The 17,893-nt window shown below is 41.5% G+C and carries 28 protein-coding genes; 11 read left to right on the top strand and 17 right to left on the bottom strand.

Annotated features, from left to right (window positions below):
* Positions 1–3: 3 nt before the first annotated feature.
* The 4 genes from AC1TO8_RS07185 to AC1TO8_RS07170 form a co-directional block, all read right to left on the bottom strand.
* Complete coding sequence (locus AC1TO8_RS07185) at positions 4–162, bottom strand: hypothetical protein (RefSeq protein WP_482054899.1); 159 nt, start codon at positions 160–162, stop codon at positions 4–6.
* Entirely contained in the window at positions 159–428 is a 270-nt protein-coding gene (locus AC1TO8_RS07180; RefSeq protein WP_482054898.1) for a hypothetical protein, read from the bottom strand. Before AC1TO8_RS07180 ends, AC1TO8_RS07185 begins: the two co-directional genes overlap by 4 nt.
* 5 nt (positions 429–433) lie before the next feature.
* The gene (locus AC1TO8_RS07175; RefSeq protein WP_482054897.1) at positions 434–682 is read right to left on the bottom strand and encodes a helix-turn-helix domain-containing protein; all 249 of its coding nucleotides are present in this window, start codon (positions 680–682) and stop codon (positions 434–436) included.
* 132 nt (positions 683–814) lie between these two features.
* Positions 815–1,144 (bottom strand): DNA-binding protein, encoded by a 330-nt coding sequence (locus tag AC1TO8_RS07170; RefSeq protein WP_482054896.1) that lies wholly within the window; start codon positions 1,142–1,144, stop codon positions 815–817.
* Positions 1,145–1,232: 88 nt separating this feature from the next.
* Between AC1TO8_RS07170 and AC1TO8_RS07165 the strand changes: the two genes are divergently transcribed.
* A complete protein-coding gene (locus AC1TO8_RS07165) occupies positions 1,233–1,613 on the top strand; it encodes a DUF2513 domain-containing protein (protein ID WP_482054895.1) in 381 nt (126 codons plus the stop codon).
* On the opposite strand, the gene AC1TO8_RS07160 is transcribed toward AC1TO8_RS07165, so the two are convergent.
* On the bottom strand, positions 1,599–1,790 hold the full coding sequence (locus AC1TO8_RS07160) for a hypothetical protein (RefSeq protein WP_482054894.1): 192 nt from the start codon (positions 1,788–1,790) through the stop codon (positions 1,599–1,601). The genes AC1TO8_RS07165 and AC1TO8_RS07160 overlap by 15 nt on opposite strands.
* Positions 1,791–1,802: 12 nt before the next feature.
* A complete protein-coding gene (locus AC1TO8_RS07155) occupies positions 1,803–2,069 on the bottom strand; it encodes a helix-turn-helix transcriptional regulator (RefSeq protein WP_482054893.1) in 267 nt (88 codons plus the stop codon).
* Between the two features lie 163 nt (positions 2,070–2,232).
* On the opposite strand from AC1TO8_RS07155, the gene AC1TO8_RS07150 reads away from it, so the two are divergent.
* From AC1TO8_RS07150 to AC1TO8_RS07135, 4 genes are all read left to right on the top strand, one after another.
* Positions 2,233–2,637: a helix-turn-helix domain-containing protein gene (locus AC1TO8_RS07150; protein WP_482054892.1), complete on the top strand. Its 405-nt coding sequence runs from the start codon at positions 2,233–2,235 to the stop codon at positions 2,635–2,637.
* Positions 2,638–2,678: 41 nt separating this feature from the next.
* Complete coding sequence (locus AC1TO8_RS07145; protein WP_482054891.1) at positions 2,679–2,888, top strand: hypothetical protein; 210 nt, start codon at positions 2,679–2,681, stop codon at positions 2,886–2,888.
* A gap of 95 nt (positions 2,889–2,983) precedes the next feature.
* Positions 2,984–3,859 carry an ImmA/IrrE family metallo-endopeptidase gene (locus AC1TO8_RS07140; protein WP_482054890.1) on the top strand — a complete coding sequence of 292 codons (876 nt, stop codon included), beginning with the start codon at positions 2,984–2,986 and terminating at the stop codon, positions 3,857–3,859.
* Between the two features lie 12 nt (positions 3,860–3,871).
* Complete coding sequence (locus tag AC1TO8_RS07135; protein ID WP_482054889.1) at positions 3,872–5,074, top strand: tyrosine-type recombinase/integrase; 1,203 nt, start codon at positions 3,872–3,874, stop codon at positions 5,072–5,074.
* Positions 5,075–5,153: 79 nt separating this feature from the next.
* On the opposite strand, the gene spoIIM is transcribed toward AC1TO8_RS07135, so the two are convergent.
* From spoIIM to AC1TO8_RS07120, 3 genes are all read right to left on the bottom strand, one after another.
* Positions 5,154–5,780 (bottom strand): stage II sporulation protein M, encoded by a 627-nt coding sequence (gene spoIIM / locus AC1TO8_RS07130; protein WP_482054888.1) that lies wholly within the window; start codon positions 5,778–5,780, stop codon positions 5,154–5,156.
* Between the two features lie 75 nt (positions 5,781–5,855).
* On the bottom strand, positions 5,856–7,067 hold the full coding sequence (locus AC1TO8_RS07125) for an endonuclease Q family protein (protein ID WP_482054887.1): 1,212 nt from the start codon (positions 7,065–7,067) through the stop codon (positions 5,856–5,858).
* Positions 7,068–7,073: 6 nt separating this feature from the next.
* Complete coding sequence (locus AC1TO8_RS07120) at positions 7,074–7,649, bottom strand: NUDIX hydrolase (RefSeq protein ID WP_482054886.1); 576 nt, start codon at positions 7,647–7,649, stop codon at positions 7,074–7,076.
* Positions 7,650–7,744: 95 nt separating this feature from the next.
* On the opposite strand from AC1TO8_RS07120, the gene mciZ reads away from it, so the two are divergent.
* Positions 7,745–7,882 carry a Z-ring formation inhibitor MciZ gene (gene mciZ / locus AC1TO8_RS07115; RefSeq protein WP_482054885.1) on the top strand — a complete coding sequence of 46 codons (138 nt, stop codon included), beginning with the start codon at positions 7,745–7,747 and terminating at the stop codon, positions 7,880–7,882.
* 140 nt (positions 7,883–8,022) lie between these two features.
* Positions 8,023–8,193 carry a hypothetical protein gene (locus AC1TO8_RS07110; protein WP_482054884.1) on the top strand — a complete coding sequence of 57 codons (171 nt, stop codon included), beginning with the start codon at positions 8,023–8,025 and terminating at the stop codon, positions 8,191–8,193.
* Positions 8,194–8,282: 89 nt separating this feature from the next.
* On the opposite strand, the gene AC1TO8_RS07105 is transcribed toward AC1TO8_RS07110, so the two are convergent.
* Complete coding sequence (locus tag AC1TO8_RS07105; protein ID WP_482054883.1) at positions 8,283–9,428, bottom strand: tripeptidase T; 1,146 nt, start codon at positions 9,426–9,428, stop codon at positions 8,283–8,285.
* Positions 9,429–9,506: 78 nt separating this feature from the next.
* Here AC1TO8_RS07105 and prli42 point away from each other — a divergent pair, with 78 nt between their 5' ends.
* Entirely contained in the window at positions 9,507–9,608 is a 102-nt protein-coding gene (gene prli42, locus AC1TO8_RS07100) for a stressosome-associated protein Prli42 (RefSeq protein ID WP_482054882.1), read from the top strand.
* 2 nt (positions 9,609–9,610) lie between these two features.
* Here prli42 and lipB read toward each other — a convergent pair whose 3' ends face one another.
* From lipB to lpdA, 5 genes are all read right to left on the bottom strand, one after another.
* On the bottom strand, positions 9,611–10,312 hold the full coding sequence (gene lipB / locus AC1TO8_RS07095) for a lipoyl(octanoyl) transferase LipB (protein WP_482054881.1): 702 nt from the start codon (positions 10,310–10,312) through the stop codon (positions 9,611–9,613).
* A 36-nt stretch (positions 10,313–10,348) separates the two neighbouring features.
* Entirely contained in the window at positions 10,349–11,722 is a 1,374-nt protein-coding gene (locus tag AC1TO8_RS07090; RefSeq protein WP_482054880.1) for a dihydrolipoamide acetyltransferase family protein, read from the bottom strand.
* A gap of 19 nt (positions 11,723–11,741) precedes the next feature.
* Entirely contained in the window at positions 11,742–12,728 is a 987-nt protein-coding gene (locus AC1TO8_RS07085; protein ID WP_482054879.1) for an alpha-ketoacid dehydrogenase subunit beta, read from the bottom strand.
* Positions 12,719–13,753, bottom strand: a complete 1,035-nt coding sequence (locus AC1TO8_RS07080; protein WP_482054878.1) for a thiamine pyrophosphate-dependent dehydrogenase E1 component subunit alpha — start codon at positions 13,751–13,753, stop codon at positions 12,719–12,721. The genes AC1TO8_RS07085 and AC1TO8_RS07080 overlap by 10 nt, the downstream gene beginning before the upstream one ends.
* Before the next feature lie 126 nt (positions 13,754–13,879).
* Positions 13,880–15,301 (bottom strand): dihydrolipoyl dehydrogenase, encoded by a 1,422-nt coding sequence (gene lpdA, locus AC1TO8_RS07075; RefSeq protein WP_482054877.1) that lies wholly within the window; start codon positions 15,299–15,301, stop codon positions 13,880–13,882.
* 153 nt (positions 15,302–15,454) lie between these two features.
* On the opposite strand from lpdA, the gene AC1TO8_RS07070 reads away from it, so the two are divergent.
* Positions 15,455–15,751, top strand: coding sequence for a DUF2627 domain-containing protein (locus AC1TO8_RS07070; RefSeq protein ID WP_482054876.1), 297 nt, complete (start codon positions 15,455–15,457; stop codon positions 15,749–15,751).
* Positions 15,752–15,853: 102 nt separating this feature from the next.
* On the opposite strand, the gene AC1TO8_RS07065 is transcribed toward AC1TO8_RS07070, so the two are convergent.
* Positions 15,854–16,150 carry a hypothetical protein gene (locus tag AC1TO8_RS07065; RefSeq protein ID WP_482054875.1) on the bottom strand — a complete coding sequence of 99 codons (297 nt, stop codon included), beginning with the start codon at positions 16,148–16,150 and terminating at the stop codon, positions 15,854–15,856.
* Positions 16,151–16,248: 98 nt separating this feature from the next.
* Positions 16,249–16,461 (bottom strand): hypothetical protein, encoded by a 213-nt coding sequence (locus AC1TO8_RS07060; RefSeq protein WP_482054874.1) that lies wholly within the window; start codon positions 16,459–16,461, stop codon positions 16,249–16,251.
* 84 nt (positions 16,462–16,545) lie between these two features.
* Here AC1TO8_RS07060 and AC1TO8_RS07055 point away from each other — a divergent pair, with 84 nt between their 5' ends.
* Together AC1TO8_RS07055 and AC1TO8_RS07050 are read left to right on the top strand one after the other, a co-directional pair.
* A complete protein-coding gene (locus AC1TO8_RS07055; protein WP_482054873.1) occupies positions 16,546–17,115 on the top strand; it encodes a thymidine kinase in 570 nt (189 codons plus the stop codon).
* 29 nt (positions 17,116–17,144) lie between these two features.
* Complete coding sequence (locus tag AC1TO8_RS07050; RefSeq protein WP_482054872.1) at positions 17,145–17,876, top strand: ZIP family metal transporter; 732 nt, start codon at positions 17,145–17,147, stop codon at positions 17,874–17,876.
* Positions 17,877–17,893 lie beyond the last annotated feature (17 nt).

Here is a 17,893-nt window from a genome sequence, read left to right as displayed (position 1 = left end):
CTGTCATTTTGCTCTCTCAAGATTAATTGCTGAGTAGATCCTCTTTTGAATCGGACTAGGCATCGTAAGCAAAACATCTGAAAATAAGTTCAGTTCCTTCTCTAACTGCACATACCGTACAGCAAACGCTGAAGAAAATTGCTCAACATCTTTTTCCTTCACGCCGTTTCCCCCTTGCCCTTCCGACTTTCCTCGGTTAAAATAGACGTAACGAGATTCTTTAAACGGGTTCTCAACTGTGTCCGTCCTAGCCGACGGGCATTTTTAATTTCTGCTTCTGCGAACCGAATCATCATGTTCAGGTAGGCTTCTGCATTCTCGATTTTACCTGGCAACATCTTTGTTGGGTTATTCTTAATCACCTGCAGGTTATGCTCCGAATTCTTCGCCACACGCAATGCCTCTGCCGCTAACAACTCTCTTTTCATTACAGTCAACCTCCCACTAAAGTTAAAATATTTTGCATAATACCAAGCCCATCCATCCCACAAAGGAATGCAACTGCAACCTCTTTAGATCCCGTGGTCTCTATCCAACTCAGAAATGTTTGCATATCAGGAACCTTGTGATCCTTTTCATATTTGCTTATGCAGCTCTGCGATCTATGTAGGCGATCAGCCATTTCTTCCTGACTGAACCCCGCACGCTCTCTGCACGCTTGCATGATTGCTCCAAATTTCAATTTGTATCACCTCCCAGATATTCCGATTTGGAATAGGTAAGTGGGATCTAGTATATTAATATGTAGTTAAGAGATTCCCTCACCCCCTTATCCCCTTCGCCGCTGCAGCCGGTACAGCTCCAGCGGCTTCTTCTATGCACCCTTCTTGTTCCTCAACCATGTTTCACCAGCGTTTTCTCTAACCCATTCTGTATGTTCATCGATCCAAGCCATTAATGAATGCGTAGGCACTCTCGGATGACCAAACTCTCTTATGACTGGAAAGTCTTGACGATTCAATAGCTCAGAAGCTTTTGTACTTCCAATATCAAAGAGCTCCATCAATTGAGTCTTGTTAAGAAGCGTTGGTAGGCTCGATTTAAGAGAATGACGTTCTAACGCTTCGTCCACCGCCGTACTAATAGCTTCCTGTAACTTGCTTAGGTCAATATCCACTTTGAACATCGAAATACCGGGTTCCATATAAGATCCCTCCTTTACTGTTGTTCCTCCTAATTTCTGCTAGAATGAGATTGTCTAGATCACATTGCAGAAAGGAGGATGTTGAAACATGCAATTGAAGCAAGAATGCGTAAGACAAGTACTACTCGCCATCGAAGACTCTGACTTTAAAAAAGACATGAGACTTAATCACTTTAAAGAGTCATCGTACTTAACTGATTTTTCTGATGAAGACATTGTTTATACTATTGAAAGACTTCTTGATGCTGGCTTAGTAGACGCTATCATCAAGTATGGAATTCAAAATCGGCTAATGGTTTTCAGAGTCACCAACCTGACTTGGGATGGTCATCAGTTCCTCGATAATATCCGAGACGACGGAATTTGGAAGGAAACCAAGAAGGTCACATCCAAGGTTGCTGGTGTTTCAGTGCAGATACTGTCCGATGTAGCATCAAGTATTCTTAAGAAGACTTTAGGATTGGATTAAATCAATTGAGTATCCCGACTTCTTCAAGAATCCTTCAAACTCACTAATGAATTTGGCGTAGTTAGCACAGTCACCTCTTGGATTATCAAAAAACAAATGTAGAGAAACTTTTCCAATGTTCTTTGTCTGATGGATTTCATAAGCTTCTACGCCAACTTTAGGTTTGTTCTCGCTCATCCCCTCTTCCACCTACCCCACCTCCTTCCGCTCGGCTGTTGCTGACTGTTCTCTAATTGCCAATTTGGCAACTCCATCATCAAAAAAAAGTGACTCTATCGGAACCTTGAATTCATCCGCAACTTTTGCTAATGCTTCGGCTGTAAACTTCCCGCGACCAATCTCAAGGTAGTAATACCCGTTCAAACTTTCATATCCCAGCAAATTAGCCATATATTCTAAAGAATGACCTTTATCTTTTCTGAGTTTTTTTATTTCATCCAAGTCAACTCGCTTCATCCGTATCACCTCCGTGTATTACCGTTTCGGTAACTCATGACTTGATTATATATTGCCAATTCGGTAATGTCAACATATTTTATTACCTTTTTGGCAAATATGTTTTATTACCATATTGGTAATGCTATTATTAACTTATTAAACTGTTAATGAGGAGTGCCCTATGCAAAACTTGGGAGATCGTATTAAGTATCTTAGAGAAAAAAAGAACCTCGTACAGAAAGATCTTGCTGAGAAAACCGGATTGACAATAGTACAACTCTCTCGCTACGAGACTAACGACCGAAAGCCGGATCCTGATTCTTTAAAAAGGCTTGCTGATGCTTTGGATACGAGTGGAGATTATTTACTAGGACGAACAAACGACTCTTCTCCTATTAGAAAGTCAAACTTGGAAGATAAAGAACAAGCCGAATTCGAAGCTTTTGTAAATAATCCTCAACACGGCATATTTTTTAAGGATTATCTAAGTGCCCCAGAAGAACGTCGCGAAGAAATGCGTCAGATATTTAAAATCCTTCAGGAGAAAGAAAAAGGACGTAAGCCTGGGGATCGACAAGGGGAGTAAAGCAAATTACCTCAACCGATGAGGACACAGAGAGGTATAACATGTTCATAGTTATTGTTCTATTATTTTTCATATTGCTTGTATTACTTAGGAAACCTATCAAAGCCCTACTGACTGTCGGATTGATTTATATAATTTTTATAGCACTTTGGGAAGCTGATGGATGGTGGGGTAAGCCATTGGCTGTCCTTATGATTATTCTTGTGGTATTAGGTTCTATCGGAAGTTCTGTTGATAGATCCAAGAAATAAAGTTTATCTATTAAATGTTTTTTAATCCAAGCCAGAAATGGCTTTTCTTTTCACAACAAAATAGAACATACATTCGCAAATCGGAGGTTTTCACCATGTTCCGGCATTATCAAATAACAAAAACTGAACAATTTGTAGAGACCCTGTACAGAGAAATAGGGATTACCGAAATATATCAGTTGTCGATCGATGAATTGTCAAATCACCTGGATATTTGGATCCATTACGCAAGCATACCGAGTAGAGCTATGGAATCTGAGGACGGTTTGTCCACTATGTTTATAGATGATCGAAATCCCTCGGTCAAACAATGGCTCGAATTTCTACACGAGCTCTGTCATCTGCTACGTCACTCAGGAAACCAAACCATGATGCCAGAACAGTTTACTGATGCCCAGGAAAGAGAAGCTGAATGGTTCGTGCTTTACGCAGCTATCCCAATGCCCATCCTCAGTAAACTAACTCTACCATCACAAAAAAAAGATGCCATTGCTTTTGTAGCACATGAGTTTCGGGTACCACTAGAACTTGCGGAAAGACGAATTGAACAGATTGACCATTACAACTATCAATCAAAGCTTCATATGGGGAGTGTCTCTGTGATTAATGAATCCCCTTCAGCCATGGACGAGTACGTTAATAGCGTGATCCCGTCAGGCATTCAAATTCGTGCCTATTACGACTATCATGGCGATTGGTCACGTCCGCACATCTTAGTGGTAGAACAGCCGTTAGGGTTCAATTGGGATAGTTATCTGTCCATCCAGGTAGACAAGCCTTATAAGCAGTGTGACATCCCACCGTACCTACCCAAAAATTCTGCACCAGTGCTATCTGAAGATATCCAGTTAAGTAATGATAATCCCGGACACATATCTATTAATTTATCTAAAATAGCGTGGAGACATGGAAAAGCTATAAACCAACTTTTTCTACCAATAGATGCAATCGAGGATGCACAGAACTTCTAAGGAGTGATCAAAGTGGCTAGCTACACTAAAATCCCCGCTAACAACAAGCAGGGGTATAAATGGATCTGTACAATAGAGGGTCCCCCCGATCCTGCAACGGGCAAGCGCAAACAGATACCACGCCGAGGGGACAGCAAGAAGGAGGCTCTGCAGCGGGCAGAAGATGCCTTGAACAAACTGAATAGTGGTCTTAATATAAGGAAGGCAAAGAAAACAATGTTTGAAGATGCTGCGTGGGAATGGCTGGATACTTATTCTAAAGGTCCGGTTAAAAAAAGTTCTATTCGGGTTCGTTATTATTCAATAAAGTTGCTGAATCGCTTCATCTCTCAAGTGCCTATCGATTCTGTCGACCATGGTCAATACCAAAAAATCTTATTCACATTATTCGAAGATGAGTATTCACTCTCAGCTATAACTAGCGCGCATATCGCGGCAAATATGATTTTTAAATGGGCTATAAAAGAGAAGTTAAGAAAAGATAATCCTTGTGTTGGGGCAATAATACCGCGTCGCCAACAAACCGTAGAAGAGATTGAAAGGGATGTAATTCTCGAAAAGTACTTAGAGAGGAACGAAATAGAAGAGATTTTGATTGCAGCACGAGAGCGAGGCTTACACAATGACTTAGAGTCTTTTTATTTATTGACCTTTTCTGGAATTAGACCTGGGGAACTCTGTGCATTAAAATGGACTGACATTAACTTTAATACATGTAAAATCCGTATCACCAAAACACTGTACAATCCAAGAAGTAGTATGTTTGACTTTGAAATCACACCACCTAAAACAGATGGATCGGTCCGAACATTCGATTTAGACGAAAGCATTATCGATATGTTGAAAACACTTAAGAAAAATCAAGAAGCACGCAATAAGCGATATAAAAAGAATTATGAAGATTACTTTGATGGAAACTTTGTATTTTGCCGGGACAATGGAACTCCTATTAACCAAAAAGGATTACTCAATAGAATGGATCGGTTACTTAAGCGTACAACTATAACAAAACATGCAACTCCACATATTTTCAGACACACTCATGTTAGTATGTTAGCCGAGGCGGGAGTAGACCTTGTAACAATAATGCAAAGAGTTGGGCACGATGATCCTAAAACTACTTTAAAAGTCTATACACATGTTACTAATCGAATGAAGAAAAATGCCACCGAGAAAGTAAAAATACACTTCGGTAACATCCTTGATTTTGAATAATTGCAGAGAATGTGATTTTCATGTGATTTTTCACGATGGGTAACAACAAGGAAAACCTTAAACACCAATGATTTCGGCGTTATTGAATCAGCATTGGTGTTACCCATTTCATCATCACCGGACTCACCCAAGCTTCAAACGAAGATATGCCAAGCATAAGTAGTGCCATAACCATGGTCAGCATGACATAATTAACGAATGGGCGGGCGAAATTGCCTTGACGATGCATCAACATCCTATTTTTAATAATATGTAGAGAGAACGTAATTGCAGCAACGCTACATAATACCAAAACCGGAATGACTAATAGATTATGTGGAGCAACAGACACCAAAGCAAATAGAAACCCTTTCCACGAAAATTGTCCCACTAGATAGCCCACTGTAAACCCGATCAGTACCCCTTTTAGAAAATCAAGGATCAATATGCCTGGCAGACCGATAACAGAAAGCCCACAAATCCAGATCAGACCTACCCACTTCAAATTCAATATAGCTATATTCCAAAAAGCAGCCTGTTCTGATCCGATTCCACCTTGATCAAGCGTTACAAAATAATCACCTAGGTATGTTGCCAGATCCTGCTGTTGCTCTAAAGAAAGTGCGTTAACCATCAATGCACCAAATACGACTCCAACGAGAAATAACACCGCTACAAATATAAAAAGCGTTGTTTGCTCTCTTAAAGAATTTCGAATATATTGCATAGCATAAGAGTCTCCCTTCATCTCACATACAGTTAAGTTTATGAGAGACCTCACCAAACTATGACTTGTCCAGTATTAGGGGCGAATCACTTTACCGTAAATACCGCCGCCACCCGATGTGAGATTAAGACTCCCACTACGCGCCTTGACGATTTGTTGCGCCATTTCCGAACCTACGACAGTTGCTATACTCGCTTCCTGTGCTTGATGAAGAATGTTCATTTCCGTTCCGAAAGCAGTGAGTAAAGAGTTCATTTTCGCTTTACCTAGTCCGGGAATGAACTCCAGCGGAACTTGATAATGATAGGGCGGGCGATGTGCTGGTATAAAAGGCTCTTTCCGATCAGCAATGCTATTAATTCGATCCAGAACTCCTTGTACAACCTTAGTACTCCCACAGTGCGTACAAATTTGTGACGTCACCGTATCCATATGATCTTCAATAATAAGATGACAGCTATTGCAGTATGTTCGATGATATTTCCCTAGGCGAGGATTCAATCCATAATTAGCTATTATTCGCCGTCCATCTTCTCGATTCAAAGCTTTACGAAATTCAGTAAAGGAAGGATGAGCCAAGCGCATGACATTATATTCACGGGCTATTTTTCCAAGAGAATGCGCATCAGAATTACTTAAGAAAGGTACATCATCCATCTCACTCAGCATTCCCGCCATCATGGAATCAGCGCTCAAACCTAGCTCAATACCACTGATCAAGTTAACATCCAGTACGTCTGTCATCGTGCTTGTTATATTCCCATATATCCCTTTGTGAGGCGTAAATACATGTGCTGGAATAAATATGCCCCCACGCTGAACTACTTCTTCTTGCAAAGTTCGTACAGGCACGTAGATCCGTTGTGTGCTCAGATTAATGTTGGTCATATGCTGGGTCATCCATGCACTAAATTTCTGCATCACGTCTAAATCCGGGAAATATGTCAACACATGTGCTGCACCTTTTCCCGGTTCATTGAATTCAATTTCACACCCAAGCAGGATTGTCGTTCCACGATAGTTAATCCCGCCTCCTTCAACCTCACTCATTTCCCCAGAATGCAAACATGAAAGAATGTCATTCTGCACAGATGGAGAGTGACAATCAATAATACCTATCAACTCAATCCCCTTACGCTCTGCTGCTTCCTTAGCGATATTAGCAAACGTTAGATTGCGACTTCCCGTAATTTTTACCGCTTGACCATCGGTTGCTCTACCAATATGAATATGCAAATCAGCATAATATTCATGTAGCTTCTCTTGTGATGGATTTAACGGATTCATGGTCATTCACCCGAACTTTCCTGTCATTGTAGATAGATGCCAAGCATACACCGCCATGATCGTCTTGGCATCACTTATTCGCCCTTCCCGTATGTAGCCATAAGCTTCTTCAAGCGTAATTTCTGACAATTCCAGAAACTCATCTTCATCTGGAGACATTTCACCAGATTCCAAATCCTCCGTCACATACAAATGAATGATCTCATCGGCAAATCCAGGTGATGTATAAAATGATTGTAGAAGCTTAATCTCGCCACAGCGATATCCCGTTTCTTCCTGTAATTCTCGGACTGCTGCTTCTTTGGGATCTTCTCCTGGCTCAAGCTTCCCTGCAGGAATCTCTATTTCACATCGTCCCATCGGTTGACGAAATTGGTCAACGACAAGCATTTTTCCATTATGTATCGCAAGTACTGCAACAGCTCCTGGATGTCTCACAACTTCACGTGTAGCTGTATTCCCGTCGGGTAGTCGCACAGTGTCGACCTGTAAAGTAATAATTTTACCTTCAAATATAGGTTGCGTCGATAAAGTAACTTCATCCAATGTAGATGTCAATCGATTAGATATATTCTCTTTCACAATAATTCCCCCTTATTCATATAAATATGCATGAAATGTCAAGCTGGTACATATGGTGTAATTATAACAAACTTCATTTGAAAGAAGGAGAAACGATGAAGAGCTACCAATCAAACGACTCATTTCATATCGTAGGACAAGCTTGGCAGGTTAGAATCATGCTTAAGCAGTGGCAGAATCAATGGGGTCCGCATACGACCATTAAGGAAATGTTGCAAAAATTAAATACATAAATCATATGAGATTCAACATAAACGCATGTCCAATACTGTTCGTCTATTTTGCTCTTATAAGGGAACGCAATCGTCATAGAGAACATAGTTTACCTTAAAGAGGTTATTATCTTTCAATATCAGCAAAGGAGTGTCGTATTGTGAAACCCGCAAAAACCCGGAGCAATTACACACCCCGTCCCACCCAAAATCAGAAAATGAAGCAGTTGGCATTCTTCGCTGCATTTTTATTTCTGATTGCCGCTATTATTTCGATATATGTAGCTTGGAACGACCTAAGAGAAGCAGGTGCCGCTGAATTGATTGTATAAAACAGTGAATTTCCAAATTGTAAATAGGCCCTGCTATTTTCATAGCAGGGCCCTTTTTTGTGTAATTTGTGTGATTTGTGTAAAGGGATTTACTTCACCTTACTTGCTACCTCTTTACCTGTTTCCTGAATAATAGCAACGACCATTTCTGCTGCCTTCGCCATATCGGCTGCTTTGATTCTTTCTTTGGTCGTATGAATATTCTCATAGCCAAGTGCGAGGTTTACCGTAGGTATTCCGAATCCATTAAATATATTCGCATCGCTACCTCCACCAGAATGGAACACACGGCTAGACAAGCCCATATTACGAATAGCACGTTGGGCGAGCTGCACGACAGCATCATTTTCCGTGAAATTAAAGGCAGGATATACAATTTCGCTACGAAATTCGCATTCTGCATTAAATTCTCGTGCTGTTACCTCAAGCACTTCTCTCATTTGGGCAATTTGTTTATCTACTTTTTCTTGAACGATACTTCTAGCTTCAGCATCCAATTGCACATGATCACATACAATATTCGTCGGACCACCACCTGAGAACTTACCGATATTCGCAGTAGTCTCATGATCAATCCGGCCGAGTTTCATACGTGAGATTGCTTTAGAAGCTACTTGTATAGCACTGATCCCATCTTCAGGATTTACTCCAGCATGTGCCGATTTGCCGATAATCGTCATTGTGACTTTAGCCTGCGTAGGTGCAGCAACAGCAATAGCCCCAATCTCTCCATTCGAATCCAAAGCGTAACCGAACTCAGCGTCCATGAGCTTAGGATCGAATGCCCGAGCTCCTAGCAGTCCAGATTCCTCACCGACAGTAATGATGAATTGGACTTGTCCATGAGGGATCTTCTGCTCCTGAATAACACGAGTCGCCTCAAGTAGTGCCGCAATTCCCGCCTTATCATCAGAACCGAGAATCGTCGTTCCATCACTCGTAATCCAACCATCTGCGCCAAGCTTGGGCTTAATACCAACGCCAGGTGTAACGGTATCCATATGACATGTAAAGAAAATAGGAGGAGCATCTACTAGCTGATCTGCCTCCCAAGTTATAATCAAATTTCCCGCGCCATGACCTGTTCGTTCCTTACTATCATCTTCAACAACCTTTAACCCAAGCTCACTGAATTTTTTCTTAAGTACAATAGAGATCTCTTCTTCATGACCCGTTTCACTATCAATCTGTACCAATTCCATAAATTCCTGTACAATACGCTCTTGTAATATCATTGGACTTCCCTCACTCTCGCGGATGCGTTACAATAAGTAAATAGTAATATATCTAAAATTAAATCAAAGGAGTTTCCCATGCAACGAAAAAAAGTATTCCGCATTTTCATTTATCTCATGCTCGCTGCCATGCTTGGATCTACACTTCTAATGGTCGTAGAACCTTTCGTAGCCCGCTAAATTCAGCGGGCTTCTTTTATTTCTTCCATTCGTATTCCCTCATAATTAAATACTTGCGTGAACAAAGGAATGATTTCTTCTGCTACTTGCCACATATCGAATTTCCTCTTCGTGCAATCCTCTAGCGAAGTAACCCCGAAATCCTGAATTCCACAAGGAATGATTCCTCGAAATCCCTCATTCTGAATGCCTGCTGTAACATTAAAAGCGAATCCATGACTCGTCACAAACCCACGACTATGCCGACATCTATTAAATTTCACGCCAATCGCACAGATCTTATGCTCCCCGACCCATACGCCTGTATATTCCGGTTTACGAGTTCCCTCAACATCATACTTAGCCAAGTAATCAATGATCACTTGTTCAAGATCACGTAAATAACCATGCAAATCCAGACCTTCTTGCCCGCTAAGCAAAAGTAGAGGATATCCAACAAGTTGACCAGGCCCATGATAAGTAATATCTCCGCCACGGTCAATTTCAAACAATGAAATTCCTTGTTCCTCTAATTGCTCTTTACTAAGAAGGAGATTTTCTGGATGCTTCTGCACTCCCATCGTATACGTTGGTGGATGCTGTAAAAGTAACAGACTTTCACGTTGCTCTCCGAGATCGATTTGCTGAACGAGTTTCTTTTGTAGATCCCATGCCTCACCATAGTCCATCAGTGGTGTATATGAAATATCAAGTGTTTTACGCAAAGTTAATCCCACCTTCGTCCATCACGTTTGCGTTTCTTAATACAACTTCGTATCCAAGGTGTAGCCCTCTAGATTCTCCTTCACCCGTTGAAGGAATCTTCCACAAATAACCCCATCTAGAATCCGATGATCTAGCGACAAGCATAGATTCGCCATCGAGCGAACTGCGATCATGTCGTTAATAACGACTGGTCTTTTGACAATCGACTCAAATGTAAGAATAGCCGCCTGTGGATAATTAATAATCGGATAGGACAATACGGAGCCGAATGAGCCCGTGTTATTCACTGTAAAAGTACCACCCTGCATATCATCAAGCTTCAGTTTACCTTGTCGTGTTTTGGTTGCAAGTTCTTCAATTTCTTTAGCTAGACCGGCAATATTCTTCTGATCTGCCCTCTGAATAACAGGTGTCATCACCGTGTCTTCTGTTCCTACTGCCAGCGAGATATTGATATCGCGTTTAACAACAATTTTATCAACACCCCAGACAGAGTTCATAATAGGGTAATCTTTGATTGCGTTCACGACAGCTTTAAGAAGGAATGCTAGGTAGGTCAGATTATAACCTTCATTCCGCTTGAATTCATCCTTCAGCTTATTGCGTAAGATGACTAAATTCGTAACATCGACTTCAATCATCGTCCATGCATGAGGGATCTCCGACACACTTTGTCGCATACGAGTAGCAATCGTATTTCGAACAGGCGTTATATCAATAAGCGTGTCTGTTCTTCTCTGCTGATCTTGAATGACATTGTTCGGTATTTGCGGAGCTTCATTTAGATGAAGTCCTGAGTTCCGAGGAGATGCCTTCATATTCTCTACGTATTGAGAAGGTGTCACGGCAGGATCCGTATATGGAAATCCTTGGAACGGCGAAGTTGCTCCTACATGCTGAACCGTTGACGAGGAAGCGATAGCATTCCCTTGTACCGATGGACCCTTCTCTACATAAGCTAGAACGTCTTTACGAGTAATTCTGCCACCCATACCCGTCCCTTTAATATCACTTAGATTTAGCTGATGTTCCGCTGCAAGGCTTTGAACGGCTGGTGAATAGCGTCCACTCATAGATAGATCCCCTGACGCTGAACTTGAAGAGACTTGTGATGCCACAGTTTGCTGAGCACTCTCAGCAACAGATCCATTCGCAGAATCCACAGCTATCCTACAAATAACCTCGCCTACAGCAACCGTTTGGCCTTCTAACGCTACATGTTCTCCCATAATGCCATCCAACGTAGACGGAATTTCTGCATTTACTTTGTCTGTGATCACTTCACAGATCGGTTCATACTGCTCTATTCTTTCTCCAGGTTGTTTAAGCCATTTGCCAATCGTTGCAGAGACGAGTGATTCGGCAAGCTGTGGCATAAACACATCGGTTAATTGTTTGTTATCGGACATATTCTCACTCCTATGCTTCCTAATAGTTCGCTAATTGTAGCATGGCTTCTTTCACTTTTTCCTTGTCGAGCAAGAAGAATCTCTCCATTGGCGGACTAATGGGCATCGCTGGAACGTCAGGACCACATAATCTCATAATCGGTGCGTCTAAATCATACAGACATTCTTCTGAGATAATGGCAGATACTTCAGCACCCACGCCACCTGTTTTGTTATCTTCATGTACGATAAGCACTTTACCGGTCTTGCGAGCTGCTTCAATAATCGCATCACGATCAAGCGGTTGTAACGTACGTAGATCCAGAATGTGCGCTGTAATTCCCAATTCCTTCTCTAATTCTTCAGCAGCTTGCATACAGAAATGAAGGGGCATACTATACCCAATAACCGTAATATCATCACCTTCACGAAGGAGATTAGCTACGCCTAGAGGCACAACATAATCATCCAAAGGTACATCCCCTTTAATGAGCTTATAACATTTCTTATTCTCAAAAAAGAGAACCGGATCCGGGTCACGAATAGCCGCTTTTAATAATCCTTTGGCATCATATGCTGAGAAAGGTGCAACAATCTTCAAGCCTGGTGTACCAAAAAAGATCGATTCTGGACACTGAGAATGGTACAATCCACCGAGGACACCTCCACCAATAGGTGCACGAACGACAATGGGGCAATTCCAATCATTATTTGAACGGTAGCGAATTTTGGCCGCTTCACTAATAATCTGATTCGTTGCTGGTAACATAAAATCAGAGTACTGCATTTCAGCAATCGGCTTCATGCCGTACATCGCCGCACCAATAGCTACACCAGCAATAGCTGATTCAGCCAATGGCGTGTCCATGACACGCATTTCTCCGAACTGATCTATTAAGCCTTTGGTCGTTGTAAATACGCCACCCTTAACTCCGACATCTTCACCGAGAATGAATACATCCTCATCGCGTTCCATTTCTTCCTTCATTGCAAGACGAATCGCGTCAATATATTCCATTACTGCCATGACTTCTCCTCCTCAGCGCTTGCATAGACATGCAGAAGCGTATCCTCTGGTTTCGGGAACGGTGCACGATCAGCATATTCCGTCGCTTCTTTAATTTCCATATTTAACTGTGCTACTAAGTCTGCATCCTTAGCTTCATCCCAAATTCCTAGATTAACGAGGTAGGATTTCATACGTGCTACGCCGTCCTTCTTCCAATTCTCATCTACTTCTTCCTGCGTACGATACACCATGTCGTTATCTGAAGTTGCGTGAGGCTCAAGACGATACATCATCGCTTCGATTAGCGTTGGACCTTCCCCGCGAATCGCGCGTTCCCTTGCTTCCTTGACAACGCGATACACTTCTAATGCATCATTACCATCCACTCGGATTCCTGGAAAGCCATAGCCAAGAGCGCGATCGCTAATTTTCCCGCTTACTTGCTTATGCAAAGGGACCGAAATGGCATACTGATTATTCTCACACATCAAGATAACAGGTAGCTTGTGTACACCCGCAAAGTTACAACCTTCATGGAAATCTCCTTGATTACTTGATCCATCTCCAAAGGTAACAAAAGAAACAAAATCCTGTTTCTTCATTTTGGCAGCAAGTGCAAACCCAACAGCATGAGGAACTTGCGTAGTAACCGGACTGGATCCCGTAACAATTCGCAGTCGCTTGCTACCGAAGTGTCCTGGCATCTGGCGTCCCCCACTATTAGGGTCTTCTGCCTTGGCAAAAGCCGAGAGCATTAATTCTCTTGGCGTCATTCCTACCGCTAACACAAATCCGTAATCCCTATAATACGGCAGGAAGTAATCCTTCTCCCGATCAAGCGCAAACGCTGCTGCGACCTGAGCCGCCTCTTGACCGATACCTGAAACGTGAAAGGTAATTTTCCCTGCCCGCTGTAGCAATAAATTACGCTCATCAAATTTACGCGCTAGCAACATATATCTGTACATGTCGATCACCTGACCATCACTCAGTCCAAGCTGCTCATGCTGATTATCCACGTTAATATTTTCTTCATTATTCATAGAGTTACCTCCTTGTTCATAAAGCTCATTCGGCTTCTTTGATCTGATCTTAAAACCAGGTACTAAGACTAGGCTATACCTATTATAATCCTTTTACCACTAAAAAGAAAAGAACCATTAATCACATTACATTCCTATCGCCTTTCCATCTACGGCGAGCATTGCTTCTCCAAGAACTTCAGACAATGTAGGATGCGGGTGAATCGTCTGACTTACCTCCCAAGGTGTTGCATTTAATACTTGTGCCAATGCCGCCTCGCTGATTAAATCCGTCACATGAACCCCAATCATTTGTACACCAAGAATATCATTACTCTTGCGGTCAGCAACCACTTTGACAAACCCATCCTTACTTCCATGTACTAATGATTTTCCAATGGCCTGAAAAGGAAACTTCCCAACCTTAACGTCAAATCCTCGTTCCTTAGATTCTTTCTCTGTGTAACCAACGCTAGCTACTTCCGGTCGGGTGTATACGCAACGTGGAATGAGCTGTGATTCATAAGGATACACTGTTTCTCCAACCATGTGATTGACAGCTGCAATTCCCTCATGACTAGCTGCATGAGCTAATTGAACCCCACCAATGACATCTCCAATGGCATAGATGTGTGATTCACTACTCTGCATGAACGAATTTACAGCAATACAACCCTTTTCAATACGTACACCTGTACTTTCAATTCCTATATTCTCTATATTCGCTTGCCGTCCAATGGATACAAGTAGTTTCTCAGCAGTAAGACTCTTGGTTGAGTCCCCTTGTTGAATATTCAAAGTTATGATGCCATCTTCGATTTGATATGTATCTGCTAGCACCATACTGCCTGTTAGCACCTTAATTCCGCGCCGGCTAAAGATCTTCGTTAATTCTTTCGAAATATCCTCATCTTCTTGTGGAAGTAGTTGATTCGCTGCTTCGACAATCGTGACCTCAACTCCGAAATCATTCAGCATCGATGCCCATTCCACACCAATCGCACCACCTCCGACAATGATCATAGATTGTGGCAATTGTTCCATCAAGAGGGCTTCATCACTGCTAACAATATGAATACCATCCGATTCAAGACCAGGCAGAACCCGCGGGCGGGAACCCGTAGCGATAATTAAATGAGTTGGAACGACATTCTCCATTTCACCATCCGCTAATTCAACAGCTACCGCCCCACTCTGAGGTGAGAAAATAGAGGGCCCAATCACACGACCTTTACCATGTAGTACTCTTATTTTATTTTTACGCATTAAATATTGGACGCCTTGATACAGCTGTTCAACGATGTCACTCTTACGTTGCTGCACTTTAGGGAATACTACTTTGGCTCCGCTCGTCTCAATACCGTAGCTCTCACTTTCTTTTATATCTGCATAGACTTCTGCACTACGTAGCAACGATTTACTAGGAATACAGCCCCTATGCAGGCATGTCCCACCAAGCTTGTCTTCTTCTATGATGACGACATCTTTACCTAATTGAGCAGCACGGATTGCGGCGACGTAGCCACCGGTTCCCCCTCCAAGTATTGCGATATCACATGTAATAGTCATAACCAACCTCCACCTATTTCGTTTTCACTCTTATATTCTACTCCTTTTCGGCCCTTTTACAAAGCTTTGCATGTCTTCTCAAATAGACAAGCCTGCGTGAACACGGTATTATACATGAAGATAAACAATCCAAAGTATAGGAAGGATCCAAACATGAAATTACTCATTACCCGCTTCATCGCCATTATCATTTTGGTTATTCCAGGCTTAATGGCTATGAAAGGATTTCTATTGATGAAAGACTCTCTATTCAATTATCTTTCAGTACATGGAGATGATTCAGTCATAGACCCAACCTTCCAGTGGTTTCATTTTGGGGGAGGTCTTCTATTATTTGCTGCAGGCATGACCTTTCTAGGTGGCTGGATACTAACAAGAGATCGCAAACGTAATTATGTCGGACCACGATTCAAAGAGAAACGAAAACCTAAAGCACCTACTCAACCTTAAATTTGATTGATTATAATACAGATTGGTACGCCAAACTTCATCTTACTTATCGAATCAACAAAAGACTCTGTTCGCCTGTCGCTAACGGAGTCTTTTTAGAGTTTATAATACGAATTTACCTGCATTATTAATCACATCGATATCAATCGAATCTTGAATATCTGTTTCCTGTTCACCTAGTATGGGGAGCTCTGTTAACCTAGCCGTGGTTAGAATAACCTGCAACACATTATCACGACTATATATCACGGATTGTATATCAAAAAAGCCAGCCAAGAGCGCAGCAATTACAGCTATCTGTTGTGTCGATAAATTAGGGGCAGATCCTTTTACGTTTTTCCTCTTGCTGGAGATTTGAAGTTTTTTTCTACGTTGTGATTTTTTAGAAGAAAGACTCATCCTTAACCCACCCTTCACCAGAACTTCTCCTTCCTAATAACATATAGCGAGAATTTACAATTGGTGTGATGGATAAGCACATTTTTGAACTAAAAATTTTATTCGTACAGAGCATCACGAAGTTTACTCGACATTCTCGATTCTTTAGAATTTGATTTCACAACGGCTTTTCTTAAGGAGAGATTCTGCTGTAAACAAATCTCTAGATCCTCAATAAGATGATTCAAGAGGATTCGCATTTCCGAATGAAGTGAACCTTCACTTTCCAAAGCTGCTATCTGTTCCTTATATCGTTCTAACGTTTCATTCATTTTATTTCCTCCGTTTAGATACTATTTAAGTGTTTCGTGATTTGTTAATATGAATAAATGACACGTCGAAAGGAAGTTATTAGATTGGCACAGTTTTTTTTTAAATATGGAGCAATGAACAGTGGCAAATCCATTGAAATCCTTAAAGTAGCTCATAATTATGAAGAACAAAATAAACATGTATTAATCTTTACATCAGGGATTGACGACAGAGACGAAGTTGGTTACGTATCTTCACGAATTGGACTACGCAAACAAGCTATCCCTATATATGAGGATACTAATCTTTTTCAGATCGTTCAAGAACGTCAACCTAAACCATCTTGCATTCTCATCGATGAGTGTCAGTTCATGAGCAAAGAAGGGATTCTTCAGCTAGTCCAGATTGTGGATGAACTCCATATTCCGGTCATGGCATTCGGTCTTAAGAACGACTTCCAGAACAATCTCTTTGAGGGTAGTAAATATTTGTTGATTTATGCGGATAAAATTGAAGAGTTAAAAACAATTTGCTGGTTCTGTGAGCGTAAAGCAACGATGACATTACGAATGGAGGACGGAAAGCCTATCTACACGGGAGAACAAATCCAGATTGGTGGAAACGAAACCTATTATCCGGTATGTCGTAAATGTCATGCTAACCCACCTCAATGAAAAGTTCATAAACAAAAAGGAGTTTATCTATGCAAGAAGCTATCATTGGCAGCTTCATTTCAGCTATGGCTACCGTATTAGGAGCTATCCCTTTATTCTTTGTCAAGAATCTTTCTGAGAAATGGAAAGATATTCTCATAGCATTCACAGCGGGAATTATGGTGTCAGCATCTACGTTTGGGCTAATGCTTCAGGCAGTGAATGAATCAGGCATTATCGCATTGACGATTGGATTATTGTTAGGAATTATCGTACTTGATCTGATTGAGAAGAATATCCCGCATATTGATGTTGAGAATGATTCTGGCGTTAGCAGATTCGATTCTAAATCTCTATTAGTCATTATCGCACTCTTCATTCATAACATCCCTGAAGGGCTTAGCACAGGCTTTAGCTTTGCAAGTCAGAATGAGGCCTTGGGACCAATGGTCGCCATCTCTATCGGTGCTCAGAACATGCCCGAGGGGCTAATCCTTGGCATATTCCTGCTCAATTCCAAAGTAACAAAGTTAAATACTTTCCTTCTTGTCACAGTTACAGGCTTGATGGAAGTCATCTCTGCAATCGTTGGATATATCACCGCAAGTTATATTGAATCATTAATCGGATATGGATTAGCCTTCGCTGCAGGGGCCATGATGTTTATTGTATATAAGGAACTCATTCCTGAAAGCCATGGGCACGGGTATGAGAGACCCTCCACATACTCATTTATCATCGGTCTGCTAGCTATGATCTATATTAGTTACTTTTTCGGCTAAATCCAAATGGGAACTCG

The organism is Paenibacillus sp. Y859 (genome assembly GCF_056786405.1).
This window is presented reverse-complemented; position numbering and strand designations above follow the sequence as displayed.